This is a genomic window from Streptomyces sp. NPDC101194 (assembly GCF_044767885.1).
GTDB lineage: Bacteria > Actinomycetota > Actinomycetes > Streptomycetales > Streptomycetaceae > Streptomyces.
The window spans coordinates 182,758-200,826 of sequence record NZ_JBIWOS010000009.1; the positions used below are offsets into that span (position 1 = coordinate 182,758).

Here is an 18,069-nt window from a genome sequence, read left to right on the forward strand (position 1 = left end):
TGGCGTCATGCGTGTACTGCTCACCGGCGGAGCCGGATTCATCGGGAGACACATCGCCGAGACGCTGAAGGCACGGGGGCACGAGGTGGTGGTGTTCGACGCGTTGCTGGAGTCGGCCCACGGCCGGGGTGCCCGGCACGACGGGGAGGGCCTGATCGTCGCCGACGTGAGGGACCGGGCGGCCGTGGCCGCGGCACTGCGGGGAATCGACGCCGTGTGTCATCAGGCCGCGATGGTGGGCCTGGGCAAGGACTTCGCGGACGCTCCCGAATACGTCGGCTGCAACGACCTGGGAACGGCCGCGCTGCTGGCGGAGATGGCCGCGGCCGGGGTGCGGGACCTGGTGCTCGCCGGATCGATGGTCGTCTACGGCGAAGGCCGGTACGACTGCCCGCGGCACGGGCGGGTCCGACCGGGGCCGCGGGCCGTGGACGATCTGGCTTCGGGTCGCTTCGAACCGCGATGCCCTGACTGCGGGAGCGGATTGACGCCGGGGCTCGTGGGCGAGGACGCGCCGACCGACCCGCGCAACGTGTACGCCGCGACGAAGCTCGCACAGGAACATCTGGCTGCCGCGTGGGCCCGCGCGACGGACGGGCGGGCAGTCGCGCTGCGCTACCACAACGTGTACGGGCCCGGGATGCCGCGCGACACACCGTACGCGGGCGTCGCCTCCTTCTTCCGTTCGTCGCTGGCCCGGGGCGAGGCGCCGCAGGTGTTCGAGGACGGCGGCCAGCGGCGCGACTTCATCCACGTGCGCGATGTCGCCGTCGCCGATGCGGTGGCGCTGGAGGCTGTGGGGCAACGGGCAGCGGGGAGCTTCGCCGTGTACAACACGGGGAGCGGTGAGCCGCACACGATCGGCGAGATGGCGTCGGCGCTGGCCTCGGCGCACGGCGGTCCGGCACCGCAGATCACCGGTGAGTACCGCCTCGGTGACGTACGCCATGTGACGGCGGACTCGCGGCGGTTGCGCGACGAGCTGGGCTGGCGACCGGAAGTGGGGTTCGCCGAGGGGATGAAGGAGTTCGCGGGCGCGGCGTTGAGGGGTGCGCCGAGTCCGTCCGGAAACCCGGGCAGGGCGGCAACGGGCTCTCGCTCCCCGGACGCGCTCAGCCTGCCGCCGGGAGCGTGACCTCGAAGCGGCAGCCGCCCGTCACGTTACGGACCTCTGCTCGGCCGTCGTGCGCTTCCACGATGCCGCGCACGATGGCCAGTCCGAGCCCGGCACCCGCCGGAGGCGTACGGGCATGGCTGCCGCGCCAGCCCATGTCGAAGACCCTCGGCAGATCCTCCTCGGGGATGCCCCCACAGCCATCGGTCACCGACAGCACCACGCCGTGGTCGTCCCGTCGGGCTGCCACCGCGACCGTACCGTCGGGCGGGGTGCGGCGGATCGCGTTGGCGAGGAGGTTGCCCAGGACCCGACTCATCTCCTTGCTGTCGACCTCCACCGGCACCGCGTCGATCCGGTCCGCGACCAGTCGCACCCCGTGCTCCCGTGCCAGCGGGTCCGCGCCGGCGAGAGCGTCACCGACCATGTCGTGGACGGAGGTGCGAGTGGGCGCCAGAGTGAGCGATCCGGCGTGGATCCGCGAGAGTTCGAAGAGGTCGCCGACCATCTCGTTCATCCGCTCCACTTCGGTGCGTATCTGCCGCAGGTAGCGGCCGGAGTCGGCGGCCACGCCGTCCTCCAACGCCTCCGACATGGCCCGCAGCCCCGCGAGCGGGGTCCGCAGATCGTGCGAGATCCAGGCGACGAGCTCACGGCGCGATGCCTCCAGTGCGCGTTCCCGCTCGCGGGAACCTTCGAGCTTGGCACTGGTGGCGGCCAGCTCTCCCGCCAGTGAGGTGAGTTCGGCACTGGCCTGCTCCACGGGTGCGGAGAACGTGCCGCCGTCACCGAACGAACGGGCCGCGAGCGCCAGCTCCCGGCTCCTCGCCGCCACCCAACGGCCCAGCATCATCGCGGTGATGAGGGACACCACCGCGGCCATGCCGACGACGGTCGTGACCACGGTCAGGTCGTGCGGCGACAGGAACATCGCCCGGGCGACCGCGAGCGTCCCGGCCAGCATCGCAGTCACAGCGACGGCCGCGACGACGGTCACCGACACGACGAGCGAACGGTGCCGCAGGAACCGCAGAGCCAGTGCACCGAGGAGTCCGGCCGCCGCCGCGCCCAGAAACGCGAGGAGCGCGATGAGAAGGATGTCGGTCATACGGGTGCTCCCCCGGCGCCCTGGCCGATGACCGGGTCGGTCGCGGCGCCGGACGGTGCGTCGAGGTCCGTGCCCGACCCCAGTCGGTAGCCCACGCCCCACACCGTCCGGATCAGCCGTGGGCGGGCCGGGTCCGTCTCGACCTTGCCGCGCAGCCTCCGGACATGGACCGTGACCGTCGAAAGGTCCCCGAAGTCCCAGCCCCAGACCTCCCGCATCAGCTCCTCCCGGGTGAAAACGCGCCCCGGGTGGCGCAGCAGAAAGGCGAGAAGGTCGAACTCCCTCAGAGTGAGGGCGATTTCATGGCCCTCGCGGGTCGCGCGCCGGGCCTCGGGATCGAGCCGGAGCCCAGCGGCCTCCAGCGCGGCCGGGGTGGCGTCCGCCGAAGGTGCCGGCAGTCTGCTCCGGCGCAGCACGGAGTCGACGCGCAGCACCAGCTCGCGCGGGCTGAACGGCTTGGTGACGTAATCGTCCGCGCCGGTTTCCAGGCCCAGGATGCGGTCGTCCTCATCCCCCCGCGCCGTCAGCATGATGACCGGAACGGGGCCCTGCACCCGCATCCGGCGGCAGGCCTCGAATCCGTCCATGCCGGGCAGCATCAGATCGAGGACCACCAGGTCCGGCCGTCGTCCGGCGAAGCACTCCAGGGCCGCCGGGCCGTCGCCGACGTGCCGTACCTCGTAACCCGCCCGGTCCAGATAGCCGACGACGACTTCGGCGACCGTCGGGTCGTCGTCCACGACGAGTACGTGGCCGCGCGGGGTGCCGGAGGCGGGGCCGGAATCCGGGGTGCCCGGGATGTTCTCCATGCGACCACCCTGGCACCCCGCTGCCGGGCGGCGGTCCCCCGAAGGGTCGACGTCCGTCTTTCGTAAGAACCTGTAGCCCGAAATGCCGGGTTCCGCTCCGTAGTGTGAGCGGGGTGACCGACACCTCCCCCACCGACTTCCCCCGCGCCGATGTGGTTCTGCCCTGTCTGGACGAGGCGGCGGCGCTGCCCCGGGTGCTGGCAGGCATCCCAGCCGGCTGGCGCGCGATCGTCGTCGACAACGGCTCCACCGACGGCTCGGCGGATCTGGCCCGTTCCCTCGGGGCAACCGTCGTACGCGAGCCGCGGCGTGGCTTCGGCGCCGCGTGCCATGCCGGGCTGCTCGCCGCCCAGGCCGACTTCGTGTGCTTCTGCGACTGCGACGGCTCCCTCGATCCCGGGTTGCTGCCCGGTTTCGTGAGGCGGATCGCCGATGGGGAGACCGATCTGCTGCTGGGCCGGCGCCGACCCCAGGGCCGTGGCGCCTGGCCGCTGCACGCCCGTGCGGGAAATCTGGCGTTGGCCCGGATGCTGTACCGGCGGACGGGACTGCGATTGCGGGATCTCGGCCCGATGCGGGCCGCTCGTCGCGCGGACCTGCTGGCGCTGGATCTCACCGACCGGCGCAGCGGATATCCGCTGCAGATGGTGGTGCGCGCTTCGGATGCCGGGATGCGGGTCGCCGAGACGGATGTGCCGTATCTGCCACGTACCGGAAAGTCCAAGGTCACCGGCACCTGGCGGGGAACGTGGCACGCGGTACGCGACATGCGGGCGGTCCTGAGCCGGCCACCACAGGAGAACGCGGCCCGGCCGACGCAGTCGGGGGTGTCCCGATGAGCGCAACGGCCCGCCCCGGCGACACGCCCGGCCGCTTCGCGCCCTCCGGCCCCACCACTCTCCTCGTGATCGCCAAGGAACCGCTGCCCGGCCTGGTCAAGACCCGGCTCACTCCGCCCTTCACTCCCGTCGAGGCCGCGCAGCTCGCCGAGGCGGCGCTCGGTGACACACTGCGCACCCTCCTCGCCCTCCCTGCGCGGCGGCGTGTGCTCGTGCTCGACGGGCGGCCCGGGCCCTGGCTGCCGGACGGCATCGAGGTGGTCGCGCAGAGCACCGGGCGGCTCGACGAGAGGCTCGCGGCGGCGTTCGCCGGCTGTACCGGGCCGGCGCTGCTCATCGGCATGGACACCCCTCAGGTCACCCCGGCGCATCTGGCGCTCGCGCTCGCACCGGACGCCTGGGACGGTTGCGACGCCTGGTTCGGTCCTGCCGACGACGGCGGCTTCTGGGCGCTCGGCCTGGCCGTCCCCGACCCCGGTCTCCTACGGGGTGTACCCATGTCCGTACCGCAGACCGGCACGGTCCAGCGGCGGCGGCTCGTCGAGGCGGGCCTCACCGTGCGGGACCTCCCCCCGTTGCGGGACGTGGACGACGCGGCGGACGCCGCACACGTCGCCGCCGCCGCACCGGGCGGGCGGTTCGCCGCGACCCTCGCCCGGCTGACCGGGGCGGTGACCCGGTGAGCGGTACGGCCGCAGACCACGTGGTGAGGAGGCCTGCGCCACCGGACCTCACCCCGTGGAGCGCCGACCCGTACGCCAACGCCCTGCGCAACGGCCACGGCCCGCTCTTCCTGCGCCGCACCGACGGCTGGCTGCTTCCCCTGGATGTCGAGCGCTGGTGCGCGGGCGCCGACAGCGCCGACCTGTCGGCACTGCGCCGCTGCGAAGGACCGGTCCTCGACATCGGGTGCGGCCCCGGACGCCTCGTCGCGGAGCTGGCCGGGCGGGGTCATCGGGCGCTCGGCATCGACGTCAGCGAGGCGGCTGTCGCGCACACGCTGCGGATCGGTGGTCCGGCGCTGCGCCGTTCCGTCTTCGACCCGCTGCCGGGCGAGGGCCGTTGGGGCTCCGTCCTGCTCGTCGACGGCAACGTCGGCATCGGCGGCGACCCGCAGGCCCTGCTGATGCGCACCGCGGAACTGCTCGCCCCCGGCGGGCTGCTCATCACGGAGACCGCGCCGCTCGACATCGACGAACGGGTCCGAGTGCGGCTGGTCGACGGACACCTCGCGCCGACGTGCGGCGGTGCGCCGGACCCCACCGGCCCGGGCGACGTGCACTTCGCCTGGGCCCGGATCGGCTCCCCCGCGCTGCTCCGGTACGCACAGCCGCAGGGCTGGCAGCTCTGCGATCAGTGGACGGCGGACGGCCGCTCCTTCCTCGCCCTGCGCCGCAGCCGGAGGGTCCGGACGGTGAGCCAGAGCGCCGACACGGCGAACAGCGCAGCCGTGATCAGCAGCCAGTTGCCCAGAAAGACATCGACGGACAGTCCGCTCGCCGCCTTGTAGTGGGTTGCCTGCCGGGCGATCAGGGGGAACCACATCAGGAGCAGCAGCCCGGAGAGAAAGCCGGGCACCCGTACGAAGTTGACCAGGTCCGAGCGCGGTCCCAGCACCCTGCGCACGGCCCGGTCCGCCGTCGCGTACACCGGCAGCAGCACCAGATCGTGCACCAGCGCCGAGCCGACGAACCACACCACGACGGCGAACGTGTCCCCCGCCAGCAGCCGTACGCCCGCGTAACCGGCAAGCGCGAAGGTGACGACCAGCAGAATGAGATGCATCGGCCCTTCCCCGTACCAGCGTCCGAAGGCCTCCTTCGGCCTCGGCCCGCCCGTCCGCGCCTCGTTCCGCTCCGTCGCGGTTCGCCCACTCCGCCCCATTACAGTTCTCCGAACGTCAGCCGGGTCACCCATTTGGTGTTGAGCACACCGGGCGCGGCCGGGACGATGATCCGCGCCGGATAGCCGTGGTCCAATGACAGCGTCTCGCCATTGGCCTCCAGCGCCAGCAACGAGCGCGAATCGCGCACCTGGTTGTCGCGGAGTGCCGACTTGCGGAAGGGCCCGCTGGGCTGCACGGACTCCACGAGAACCCCCGGCGGCCGATCCGGATATCCGGCGAGCGCCGCCAGGTCCCGCAGCCGCACCCCTCGCCACCACTGGTCCGAGGTCGACCAGCCCTCCACGCACGCGATCGGCAGGGCCGAGCTGTGCTGGGTCATGGCGAGGAGCTGTTCCCTGGTGAAGGAGCGCTCCCCGGCCGGGCCGCTGACGGTGAGTCGCCACCGTTCCCCCGTGTCGGCGGGGGTGACCCCGACGGACGCGGCGGTCCTGTTGATCTGGAAGCCGTTGGGTCCGGGCCCCGGGTCGGCGACCCCGCGCGGGGTGAGGAGCGCGGTGAGCCGCAGCACGTCGAAGCTCCGGCCCAGCGAGGTGACCAGGAGGAGCAGCGATCCGGCACCCACCACGGCGAAGGCACCGCGCCGGGAGATGGTCGGCGCGTCGGGGGACGGTGACGCCAGCTCGTCCCGGGCCGTTGCGGGTTCCCTGTTCCGCAGGACCCGTACGGTCCGTGGCAGCTTCAGCGCGACATGGGCGATGAACCCGGCGAAGAACAGCCACGCCCCGTAGAAGTGCAACGGGTAGAACGAACCCGGGAACACGTACTCCAATTGAATGTTGAGCAGGCCGGTGATGAACTCGAACAACGCGCCGCCGACGAGCAGCAACAGCGACAGCGTTTCCAGCGCGTGTCCCACCGAGCGGGCGGGCGGCAGCGCGAAGAGCTTCGGGATCACCGACCACAGCTTCGCCAGCAGAACCGGTACGAGGATGATGCCGCCCGTGACGTGCACCCCCTGCGTCAGCCGGTACAGCCAGTGCGGGCCGGTCGGCCAGGAGAAAAGATAGAACCCCAGCAACCCCTTGTCCGGTGTCTTGTCGTTGACCGCTGCCAGATCCGGGTTGTAGGCGGCGTACGACAGCAGCCCCGTCACGAACAGCAACGTCATCCCGACGAGCAGGACCAGACCGAGGACCGCCGTGAACCGGACGCCGCGCACCGGACTACGCCAGAACCCCGGCGCGGAAGGCAGCCTCTCCGAGACCTGGAACCGTTCGAGGAGCGCCGGTGCCCGCCCGGCGGTCGCAGCGGGCTCGGGACCGGGTCCGTCCGACGGGTCGCGCCCCGCCCGGCCCGAACGAAACGGGAAGCGGAACGCTCTGTTGTGACGCTTGTCGCCCATGTCCCGAAGCTAAGGCCGGGGCAACGGGCCCGTCCGCCCGCGACCCATGACGAGACTCTGACGTCACTCCCCGCTACGGCCAACCGGACCAATATCTGACGGTTTGATGACGTGGCCCGGTGGCACCGCCGGCAGCCGCCCCGTCCTGCATAGCGTGCCACGGTGAAGACCGAGGAACACATCACCGGCAACCACCCGGCCGGGCAGCGCACCGCCATCGACGGCACCGGTCGTCGCCGCGATCTGATCGCCGCCGCAGCAGGTGTCCTACTGGTCACGGTCGCGGTGTTCGTCGGCCGCCGGATCGAGGACACGGACGGCACCCTCTTCGTCGACTGGCCGCCTCTGCTGGCGTCCTGGGACCCGCACCTCGGCCCCGGTACCCCCGCCGCGCTCGCCGTTGCGGCAGCCGTGGTCGCCCATGGCCCGCCCCTCGCCGACCGGCTGCCCTGGCGCGGTCTCCTCGCCACCGCCTGGGCCGCCTCTCTTGCCTGGATCGTCTCCCTGGCAATGATCGACGGCTGGGACCGGGGCATCGCCGAACGGCTCAACACGAAACACGAATACCTTCGGGCCGTCGCCCGGTTCGACGACATCGGCGCCGCCCTGCGCGGCTTCAACGACCACATCCTCGTCGGCCCCCCGGGCAACTGGCCGACCCATGTCGCCGGCCATCCGCCCGGCGCCACGCTCACGTTCGTCGTGCTGGACCGCATCGGACTCGGCGGCGGCGCCTGGGCCGGGGTCTGGTGCATCGTGCTCGGCAGCTCCATGACGATCGCGGCCCTGGTCACGGTGCGTGCCTTGTCGGAGGAACGCCTGGCACGCCGGGCCGCCCCCTTCCTGGTCCTCGCCCCGATGGCCGTGTGGACGGGCACCTCGGCGGACGGCTACTTCGCCGCGGTCGCCGCCTGGTCCATCGCCCTTCTCGCCCTGGCCGCGACCCGCTCGACCCGCCTCCCCGCAACGGCAGCCCTCGCCTCCGGCCTGCTCTACGGCCTGACCTGCTACCTCAGTTACGGACTGACACTCATCGCGGTCCCCCTTCTCGCCGTGCTCGTACTCCCGCGCACCGCCCGCCCCCTGCTCCCCTTCCTGCTCGGCGCACTCGTCGTCCCCCTCGCCTTCACAGTGGCGGGCTACAACTGGTGGGAGGCCTACCACCTGCTCGTCACGCGCTATTACCAAGGGGCAGGCGGCATCCGGCCCTACTCCTACTGGATCTGGGCCAACCTCGCCTGCGCCACCCTCGTCTCCGGCCTCGCCACCCTCGCCGGCCTCCGCCGTGCCTCCGCCGGAGCCCCCGCCGCCCTGCACGCCCTGCGCACCCACACCACCACTCCTCGCCGACGACTCGCCCTCCTCACCCTCACAGCCCTCCTCGCGCTCCTCGTCGCCGACCTCTCCGGCATGAGCAAGGCCGAGACAGAACGCATCTGGCAACCCTTCGTCCTCTGGCTGCTCCCCTCCACCGCACTTCTTCCCCCGCACGCCCGCCGCGGCTGGCTCAGCGCACAAGCCGCCCTTCCCCTCCTCGTCAACCACTTGCTCCGGACCGGCTGGTGAGCATCGGGGAACGTGCTCGCCTCCCCGGTACACGGACCTGCCGTTCAGGACGCGCGGACCACCTTCGTCGGAGGCGGGAACACTGCCAAGAAATGAGCCCATCGTGATGCCGATGAGGGGGGCCAGGGCGTCCTCAGGCCCGGTCGCCGAGCCACTGGTGGATGGCGAGTGCGGTGGTACGGGCGTGTTCCTCCAGCATGGTGAAGTGGTCACCCGGCACGGTGACCTCGGCGTGCGGCAGGATCCAGTCCGGAGCGGGGTCGGCGCCGGGCAGTGGGTCACGGGCCCGTATGTACAGGGTGGGACAGGCGAGCGGCGCGGGTTTCCAGTCGCTGAAGAGGTCGAAGTACCCGGCCATGGCGGTGAGCCGATCGGGACTGGCAGAGGCGAACTCCGCCGCCCTGCGCAGCATGTCCGACGTCATCGCGGAGAGCACCTGGTCCTGGTCGCCGTACCCGGGTGGATAGGTGTCCACCAGGACGACGGCCGCCGGGACGACCCCCTCCGACTCCAGACGCTCGGCCACGGCATGGGCCACCCAGCCACCGGCCGACCGCCCCAGCAGTACCGGCGGGCCTTCGGTCGCGGCCGCGCGGACGGCGGTTGCCTGCGCGGTGACGAGAGCGTCGAGCGTGGCGGGCAGAGCCTCTCCGGGCTCGAACCCCGGATGCCGGACCGCGGAAACCGGCCGCAGCCCTCGCAGCCGGGCACCGAGGCGCGCGTACTCCTGCGGTCCGGACAGCGCGCTGAGCGCGGGCGAGCAGACCAGCCGGGCCCCCGCACCGCCCGCCGCGAGCATGACGGGCTCGTGCGTCGCACCGGGCGCCCCGGTCCTGTCGAAGACCGGGCGGAGGCGCGCCGCGATGGTCAGGAGCACCATGCCGTCCCAGCTCCGTCCCCGGGCGCATGCGGTACGAAAGAGCGCACCCAGGGAGTCCGGAGATCCCCCGGCGCGCGGTGCGTCGGCGGCCTGTACCCGGGCGTCCGACGGACCGCCCGCACCGTCATCCGTCGGCCGGCCGGCGGCGCCCGGGGCGTCGGCGCCCTCGGGCCGTGCCGGGCCGTCGGACGCGGGGCCGGCAGATGACGCCTCGACGGCATACCGCCGCGTCAGCTCGGCGGCGAGCGCGCGCGGCGTCGGGAAGTCGAACAGCAGCGTGGACGGCAGTGCCAGCCCCGTCCACGCCGCGAGCTCATTGCGCAGATCGACCGCGGCCAGGGAGTCCAGTCCCAGGTCCGCCAGCAGGATGTCCTCGTCGATCTCGCTCGCCTCCTCCCCGTGGCCCAGGACGCGGGCCGCCAGGGTCCGCACCTGTGCGAGCAGCACCCCGCGCCGCTCGCCGGGGGGAGCGGTCGCCAGGACCCGACCGGTTCGGTCCCCGCCGTCGTCGGCGTCGGCGGGGGTTCGGAGGCGGTTCGCCGCCTGCTCGCCGCTGCGGAGAGCGGCCGGGGCCAGGCGGGCCGCCACCACCACGGGTTCGTCCCCGGCCACGGCGGCGTCGAAAAGGGCCAGGCCTTCCGCCGGCCCGAGCGCGCCGAACCCGGAACGGGCCATCCGCCGCAGGTCCGCGTCGCCGAGGTGCGCCATCATGCCGTCGTCCTGCTGCCAGGGGCCCCAGACGATCGACGTACCGGGCAGGCCGAGCCGCCCGCGGTGTCGTGCCAGGGCATCCAGCACACAGTTGGCCGCGGCGTAGTTGGCCTGGCCGGCGGAACCGAAGGCACCCGCCACCGACGAGAACAGCGCGAACACGGCCAGGTCGTGTCCGCGGGTCAGTTCGTGCAGCGCGAGAGCGGCGTCCGCCTTGGGCCGCAGCACCCGCCTCAGACGGTCGGGGGTGAGCGCCGGGACGACGCCGTCGTCCAGCACCCCCGCGGTGTGCACGACGCCGGTCAGCGGGTGGGCCGCCGGTACGGTGTCGAGCAGGGCGGCGAGCGCGGTCCGGTCCGCGACGTCACAGGCATGCAGGGCCACCTGGGCGCCCGCCGCACGCAGCTCCGCGACGAGTTCCGGGGCCCCCGGGGCGTCCGGCCCGCGCCGGCCGGCGAGCAGCAGGTGGCGGACGCCGTGGGCGGTGACCAGGTGCCGGGCCACCAGCATGCCCAGGGAACCGGTGCCGCCGGTGACCAGGACGGTGCCCTCCGGGTCGAGCCGCCGCCGCTCGCGCGGCTTCGGTGCCGTCTCGTCCAGTTGCACCAGCTCCGGTACGCGCGCCGTCCCCCGGCGCACCGCCGCCTCCGGCACCGAGGCGGCCAGCAGGGCGGGCAGGGCATTCCAGGAATCGGGGTGTTCATCCACGTCGATCAGGGCGAAGCGGCCCGGGTTCTCCCGCAGGGCCGAGCGGACGAGCCCCCACACCGGTGTGTGTGACGGCACGCACGCCGTTTCGCCGAACGGGCCGTCAAGGCCGCGATCGACGCCCTCCGCGGAGAGACCGTCGTCGGCCGCGGTGACGGCACCGGACGTCACGAGGACGAGACGGGAGCGGGACAGGCGCGGTTGGGCGAGCCACTCCTGCACGAGCCCCAGCGCCCAGCTCGCCGTCCCCAGCAACCCGGCGGCCCGGTCCTGCCCGCCACCGGTCGTGTCCGGCGGCGGGCACGGTGCGACGACGACGGCCGACGACGCGTCGCACGCCGCCGGGCCGGAATACACCGGGACACCGGAACCGGGGGGCGCGAGGGCGTCCACCAGCCCCGTGCCCGCCGTGCCCAGAACCGCCCAGCGGGGCATGGCCGCGGGAACGGGCGGCTCCGTCAGCGGTACCCAGTCCGTCCGGTGGAGAGCGCCGGTGACCGCGTCCGGCGCCGTCGAGCCGGTACGCGGAAGAGGCCGTAGCGTCAGCGAACGGACCGTCGCCACCAAGGAACCCGCCTCGTCGGTCAGTTCCACCCCGGTCTGCCCGTCGGGGCCGGGGGCCATCCGTACCCGCACCCGCTGGACGCCGGTGGCGTGCACCCGCACTCCGTTGAAGGCGAACGGCAGGGACAACCCGCCGCCCGCCGGATCCGCCGTCCCGGAACCGTTCGTGACCAGGCTGTCCAGGGCCCGGGCGTGCAGTGCCGCGTCGAACAGCGCGGGATGCAGGAGGAACCCCCGGCCGTCCGGCTCCGGGCGCGGGGTCCGGGCCGCCTCGGGCAGCGCGACCTCGGCGTACAGCTCCTCCCCGTGCCTCCAGGCGGCTCGCATGCCCCGGAAGGCGGGACCGTACCCCAGCCCGTCGGCGGCCAGTCGCTCGTACGGTCCGGTCCCCGGACCGCCGTCGTGCAGCGGCACCGCCGCCTCCGGCGGCCAGGACGCCGCCGACCGGGACGCGCCGCCGGCCTTGGCGGCGGCCGCTCCCGATTCCGCGAGCTCCGGTGCCGACGCGAGAGTGCCGACGGCGTTCCGGAGCCACGGCCCGTCACCCGCCGGAGCGTGCGGCCGGGAGTGGAAGAGCACGGCCCGCCGTCCCGTGTCGTCCGCCCCCGCCACCTTCACCTGCACGGCGACGGCACCGTCCGCGGGCAAGCACAACGGCGCGGTCAGGACGAGCTCGTCCAGGACGGCCGCGCCCGTCAACTCACCGGCGTGGAGGACCATGTCGACGAAGGCGGTCGCCGGCAGCAAGACCTTCCCGGCCACCACGTGGTCGGCGAGCCATGGCTGGTCGTGCACCGAGAGCAACCCGCTCAGCAGCACCCCGCCGTCGGCCGTACGGGGGTCCGAACGCAGGAACGGATGGCTGGGCCCGGCCGTCGGGGACACGGCCGGATGCCCCGGGGCGGACTCCAGCCAGTACCGGCGGCGCCGGAAGGCGTACGTGGGCAGTGCGACGCGCCGCCCGCCGCGCCCGGCGAGGACAGCCCGCCAGTCGACCGGCACGCCGTGGGCGTGCAGCGCGGCCAGTGTGTCGAGCAGGGCGTCCGCTTCCGGCCGCGTCCCGCGCAGTGTCGGCAGGACCAGCGGTGCCGGGCCCCGCTTGCCGCCGCCCGCCGCGCCCGTGTCCGGGTCGGCCGGGGCCGGTCCGGACGAGGCGAGGCAATCTCGCACCAGGCCGGTGAGCACCCCGTCCGGCCCCAGTTCGACGTAGTGTGCCGCGCCCCGCTCATCCAGGTGCGCCACCGAATCGGCGAAACGGACCGGACGGCGCACATGGTCCACCCAGAACTCCGGTGTGCACAGCTCCTCCTCGGTGGCCGTCCGGCCCTGAACGGCGCTGATCAGGGGCAGCTTCGGCGCGGCGAAGGACAGCCGCCGGACCACGTCCGCGAATTCGGCCAGCACGGGCTCCATCCGGGTGGAGTGGAAGGCGTGGGCGACCCGCAGCGGCGTCGCCGAACGGCCCCGCCCCCGGAAGTGCGCGACGGCCTCCCGCACCGCGGCCTCGTCGCCGGAGACGACCACCGAGGCGGGTCCGTTGAACGCGGCGATCTCCACCGCACCCCCGGTCCCGGCGAGGTGGGCGGCCACCTCCTCCGCGCCGGCGGCCACGGCCGCCATGGCGCCGCCCGGAGGCAGCGCGTCCATCAGCCGGCCACGGGCCGCCACCAGTGTGCAGGCGTCCGCGAGCGACAACACCCCGGCGACGTGTGCAGCCGTCACCTCGCCCACGGAGTGCCCGGCCACCGGGCCGGGGCGCACCCCCCATGCCTCGAACTGCCGGAACAGGGCCGTCTCCAGGGCGAAGAGAGCCGGCTGCGCGAACCGGGTCGTGTGCAGCAGCGCGCCCGTCTCCGTACCCGGCCCGGCGAACATGACGTCCCGCAGGGGCACCGGCAGCAGCGTGTCGAGCAGGGCACAGGACTCGTCCAACGAACGGGCGAAGGCCGGATGCAGGTCCCGCGACTCGTACAGTTCACGGCCCATGCCGGCGCGCTGGCTGCCCTGACCGGTGAACAGCAGGACCGGCGGGCCGTGGTGGCGGGACGTGCCGGTGCGCACTCCGGGCCGGCCGTTCTCCTCCGCCACGGCCCGCAGGGAGCCGAGCAGTTCGGCACGGTCCCGGGCCACCACCACGGCCCGGTGCTCGAAGGCGGTACGCGTGGTGGCGAGCGAGTAGCCGATGTCCACCAGGGACACGTCGGGCGAGGCGGCCACATGGTCGTACAGCCGTCGCGCCTGGGCCCGCAGCCCCGGCACGTTCCTGGCCGACACCGGAAAGGCCACCGCGACCGGTCCGGGTCGCGTCGCACCTTCCGGCGGCGCCCCGTCACCGGCGGACCCGCCGTCCGCCATCGCATACGGCGGCGCGGCCTCCCCGCCGTCCGGAGCCTCTTCGAGCACCACATGGGCGTTGGTGCCGCTGATACCGAACGAGGACACCCCCACCCGGCGCGGACGGTCCGTCGCAGGCCACTCCACCGCCCGGGTCAGCAGCGCGATCCGCCCCGTCGACCAGTCGACCCGGGGGGACGGCTCGTCGGCGTGCAGCGTACGGGGCAGCACCCCGTGCCGCATCGCCTGCACCATTTTGATCACGCCGGCCACCCCGGCGGCGGCCTGGGTGTGACCGATGTTCGACTTCACCGAGCCCAGCCGGAGGGGACGTTGCCGCGCCTGCCGCCCGTACGTCGCGAAGAAGGCCTCCGCCTCGATGACATCCCCCAGCCGGGTGCCGGTGCCGTGCGCCTCCACCGCGTCGATGTCCCCGAGGTTCAGCCCCGCGTCCTCGAGCGCCTGACGGATCACCCGCTGCTGCGCCGGTCCGTGCGGTGCGGTCAGCCCGTTGCTCGCCCCGTCCTGGTTCACCGCCGAGCCGCGCACCACGGCCAGTACCGGAAGTCCGGCGCGGCGCGCCTCGGACAACCGGCTCAGCAGCAGCATTCCGGCGCCCTCGGCCCACCCGGTGCCGTCGGCAGACGCGCCGAACGCCTTGCACCGGCCGTCCGGAGCCAGTGCCCGCTGGCGGCTGAACTCCACGAACGACGAGGGCCCCGACATCACCGTGGCACCGCCGGCCAACGCGTAGGCACACTCGCCCCGGCGCAGCGCCTGGGCCGCCAGGTGCAGGGCCACCAAGGACGAGGAACACGCCGTGTCCACGGTGATGGCCGGGCCTTCGAGCCCGAAGGTGTACGCGATACGACCCGAGGCGACGCTTCCGGCGTTGCCGAGGCCGAGGTACCCCTCGACCTGCTCGGGCGTCCTTGTCAGGTGGCGGGCGTAGTCGCTGTACATCAGCCCGACGTACACCCCGGTCGCCGAACCGCGCAGGGTGCCGGGGACGAGACCGGCGTGTTCGAAGGCCTCCCACGCCACTTCGAGCAGCAGTCGGTGCTGCGGGTCCATGGCCAGCGCCTCGCGGGGAGAGATGCCGAAGAAGCCGGGGTCGAACCGGTCCGCACCGGAGAGGAAGCCGCCTTCGCGCACATATGTCCGTCCGGGCCGCCCGGGGTCCGGGTCGTACAGTGCCCGGGTGTCCCAGCCCCGGTCGGTGGGGAAGGGACCGATGACGTCCCTCCCGTCGGCCACCAGCCGCCACAGTTCCTCGGGAGAGGTCACGTCTCCGGGATAGCGGCATGCCATCCCCACGATCACCACGGGGTCGTCGTCCGACCGGGCCGCGCTCCGGTGCACGGGCCCGGCACCGGCGGGCGCGGCGGCGTGCTGTTCCCCGAGGTGGGCGGCGAGCGCGGCGGCCGTGGGAAAGTCGAAGGCGACGGCTTCGGAGAGCGGCAGGCCGGTCACCGCCGACAACCGCTCCCTCAGTACCGTCGCCGTCAGTGAGTCCATGCCCAGGTCCCGCAGTGCCGTGCCCGGCTCCACGGCCTGAGCCGTACAGCCGAGCACGGCCGCCACCTCGCCCCGCACCAGGGCGAGCAGGTCCCCCGACGGCTTCCCGGCGGCCTCCGCGCCCAGCGCCCCCGCCGGCCGGTCGGCGAGGTCCCGCCGCAGGATCTTCCCGGAGGTGGTACGGGGAATGTCCGCCACCTCGAACAGTTCGGCGGGCACCTTGGAGCCGGACAGTTCCGCACGACAGGCGGCGAGGAGGCGCCCCCGGTCCAGCCCGCCGCCCCCGGGCTCCGCGACCAGATAGCCGACCGGCACCTCGCCGAAGACGGGGTGCGGGCGTCCGGCCACGGCGGCGTCCGCGACCCCCGGCAGCCGCCGCAGCACCGCCTCCACTTCCGAAGGGTGGATGTTCACCCCGCCGCGGATGATCAGATCGTCGGCCCGGCCGGTGATCGACAGTCCACCGGAACCGTCGATCCTGGCCAGATCACCCGTGCGGAACCAGCCCTGGCGCAGTACTTCCGCGGTGGCTTCCGGCCTCCCGTGGTAACCGGTCATGACCCCGGGCCCGTTGACCCACAACTCGCCCTCGCCCGTGTCCCGGCCGTCGGCACCCCCACCGACCCGGACCCGGGTGCCCGGCAGCACCCGGCCGCACGTCCCGGACGCCGCCGCCCCGTCCGGCGCCGGCATGGTGACCGGGCCCGCCTCGGTGCTGCCGTAGTGCTCCAGATAGGGAACACGACAGAGCGCCTCGAAGGACTCGCGGAACCCGGGCCCCGCCGCGGCACCACCACTGACGCAACCCCGCAGCGCGGGGGCGCCGAGTCCGGTGCCGCCAGTGCCGCTCCCTTCTCCCCGGACCGCGTCGAGCAGCGCCGAATACGTGGTCGGGACCCCGCCGAGCAGAGTGAACGAGGCTTCCTCGCGCCGCAGTTCGCCGAGCACGGCCGCCACCGAGAACCGGGGCAGCAGCATCGCGCTCGCCCCCACCGCGGTCACCCCGAGGAAGCACACGATCTGGCTCATCGCATGATGGAGGGGCAACGGCCACAGCACGCGGTCCCGTTCGGACAGGCCCAGGACGCCGACGAGCCCCGACGCGACCGACGCGAGGCGGTTGCGCTGGGTGGACAGGACGCCCTTGGGCGTGCCGGAGGAGCCCGAGGTGTAGAGCAGCCAGGCCACCTCGTCCAGGGCGAGATCGTCCCGGGCCGGCCTCCGCGGCTCCGTACCCGCCAACTCCTCGTACCGCAGAACGCCTCTCGCGAGCGCGGCGGACCGGCCCCCGGCGCCGCCGGCCCCGTCCGCCGGTTGCCCGAAGCCCGCCCCCGAAGGCGAGTGCACGTCCCCGTCCTCGTCGCCGCCTTCGGCCATCATCACGGTCAGCCCGGGCGGCAGCGTCGAGGCTCGCCGCCGCGACAGGCAGACGCCGTCGGTGATGAGCACCCGGGCCCCGCTGTCGTTCAGCAGGCGGGCCAGCTCGTCGTCCGAGTTCCCTGGGTCCAGAGGTACGCCGATGCCGCTCGCCCGGGTGACGGCGAGCAGGCTCTCGACCGCCTCGACCCGGTTGCCGAGCAGTACGGCCACCCGGTCACCGCGCGCCAGGCCGAGTCCGGCCAGGTGACCGGCCAGCCGTGCGGTCCTCCGTTCCAGCTCCCGGTAGGTCACACGCCTGAGCCGGTCCTGGAAACAGACCTTGTCCCCGAGGCGCCGGGCGTGGTGCCCGAGCAGTTCCGGCAGTGGCGTGACGATGTCGGCGTGCGTACCCAACGCGTGACCTCCCTGAGACGACCCGCCGTTGAGGACGACGGCACGGTTCTCCAGGTTGCATCCCGGTGGGGAGGGCCTGTCCGGCCACGGAGGCGGCGGCCGGATCCACGGCAGCACCGCCCTCCTGGCCGATGCCTCGCGAAGGCGGCCAGGCAGCGCCTCCTCTCGCGAAATCGGCCACAGGTCCGACCACGAGCCCGAGTGCGGCAGGTCACGAAGCCATGGCCTGGAGGATGCCGACCGCGAACGCGACAGGCCCGCGGACGCTTCAGCCGCTCCCGACGGTGCGGTCTCGTGCGGGGCCCGGCAAGGCGTGCCGAAGCTCGTCGGCTGACATGTCAGGGAACCCGCCCCGAGGCTCCAGAAGGCAATTCGTGAATTTTGAGTGATTATGTCGTCACTTGATGACGGGGACACCGGACGGAGTCCGCCCGGTGTCCGCGGCCGGACGCCTGCCGACATGCCGGGGTGAGCGAACGCCGGACCCGCCCCGCCGCCCGTCCGACGCGAAGCGGACTCCGATCGAGCCTGCGATCAACGCACGGAAGGACCGGCACCAGCACGGCACCGCGCCCGCCGAGCAGAGGACCCGCCCCTGTCGGGTGTCCACGCGGCCTCCGGGGTCCACACCTCCACGACCGGCCTCGACGTGGCGAAGAGGGTGCCCGGCCGCAAGCGGGGACCCGCCGTGGACGTGTTCGGGCCGGTCGTCGTCGCCACCGCGCCGGTCGCGAACGCCCACGACGACGCCTGCTCGACGCCCGGGTTGCGGTCCGGCACGGGCTCGGCTCCCTCGATCAGAAGCGTTCCGGCTGAACGCCCCGGCAGCGCCGGCATCACCGGCCCGGGGCCGTTCCGTCTCGCACACGTATCGCACCCCGTGTGCGAAGCGATGGC

The 18,069-nt window shown here is 73.4% G+C and carries 9 protein-coding genes; 5 read left to right on the plus strand and 4 right to left on the minus strand.

The window, feature by feature from the left end; translation table 11 throughout:
* Positions 1–7 precede the first annotated feature (7 nt).
* Positions 8–1,135, plus strand: a complete 1,128-nt coding sequence (locus ACIRP2_RS29320; RefSeq protein ID WP_404255430.1) for an NAD-dependent epimerase/dehydratase family protein — start codon at positions 8–10, stop codon at positions 1,133–1,135.
* Here ACIRP2_RS29320 and ACIRP2_RS29325 read toward each other — a convergent pair.
* Both ACIRP2_RS29325 and ACIRP2_RS29330 read right to left on the minus strand, forming a co-directional pair.
* Entirely contained in the window at positions 1,113–2,222 is a 1,110-nt protein-coding gene (locus ACIRP2_RS29325; RefSeq protein WP_404255432.1) for a sensor histidine kinase, read from the minus strand. The genes ACIRP2_RS29320 and ACIRP2_RS29325 overlap by 23 nt on opposite strands.
* Entirely contained in the window at positions 2,219–3,031 is an 813-nt protein-coding gene (locus ACIRP2_RS29330) for a response regulator transcription factor (protein ID WP_404255434.1), read from the minus strand. Before ACIRP2_RS29330 ends, ACIRP2_RS29325 begins: the two co-directional genes overlap by 4 nt.
* A 113-nt stretch (positions 3,032–3,144) precedes the next feature.
* On the opposite strand from ACIRP2_RS29330, the gene ACIRP2_RS29335 reads away from it, so the two are divergent.
* The 3 genes from ACIRP2_RS29335 to ACIRP2_RS29345 are packed head-to-tail and all read left to right on the plus strand — an operon-like array spanning position 3,145 to position 5,380.
* Positions 3,145–3,870, plus strand: coding sequence for a glycosyltransferase family 2 protein (locus ACIRP2_RS29335; protein WP_404255436.1), 726 nt, complete (start codon positions 3,145–3,147; stop codon positions 3,868–3,870).
* Complete coding sequence (locus ACIRP2_RS29340; RefSeq protein ID WP_404255438.1) at positions 3,867–4,553, plus strand: DUF2064 domain-containing protein; 687 nt, start codon at positions 3,867–3,869, stop codon at positions 4,551–4,553. Before ACIRP2_RS29335 ends, ACIRP2_RS29340 begins: the two co-directional genes overlap by 4 nt.
* Positions 4,554–4,573: 20 nt before the next feature.
* Positions 4,574–5,380: a class I SAM-dependent methyltransferase gene (locus ACIRP2_RS29345; RefSeq protein WP_404255440.1), complete on the plus strand. Its 807-nt coding sequence runs from the start codon at positions 4,574–4,576 to the stop codon at positions 5,378–5,380.
* A gap of 373 nt (positions 5,381–5,753) precedes the next feature.
* On the opposite strand, the gene ACIRP2_RS29350 is transcribed toward ACIRP2_RS29345, so the two are convergent.
* A complete protein-coding gene (locus tag ACIRP2_RS29350) occupies positions 5,754–7,118 on the minus strand; it encodes a molybdopterin-dependent oxidoreductase (protein ID WP_404255442.1) in 1,365 nt (454 codons plus the stop codon).
* Between the two features lie 162 nt (positions 7,119–7,280).
* Here ACIRP2_RS29350 and ACIRP2_RS29355 point away from each other — a divergent pair, with 162 nt between their 5' ends.
* A complete protein-coding gene (locus ACIRP2_RS29355) occupies positions 7,281–8,684 on the plus strand; it encodes a hypothetical protein (RefSeq protein ID WP_404255444.1) in 1,404 nt (467 codons plus the stop codon).
* A 133-nt stretch (positions 8,685–8,817) separates the two neighbouring features.
* On the opposite strand, the gene ACIRP2_RS29360 is transcribed toward ACIRP2_RS29355, so the two are convergent.
* On the minus strand, positions 8,818–17,172 hold the full coding sequence (locus ACIRP2_RS29360) for a type I polyketide synthase (protein WP_404255446.1): 8,355 nt from the start codon (positions 17,170–17,172) through the stop codon (positions 8,818–8,820).
* Positions 17,173–18,069 lie beyond the last annotated feature (897 nt).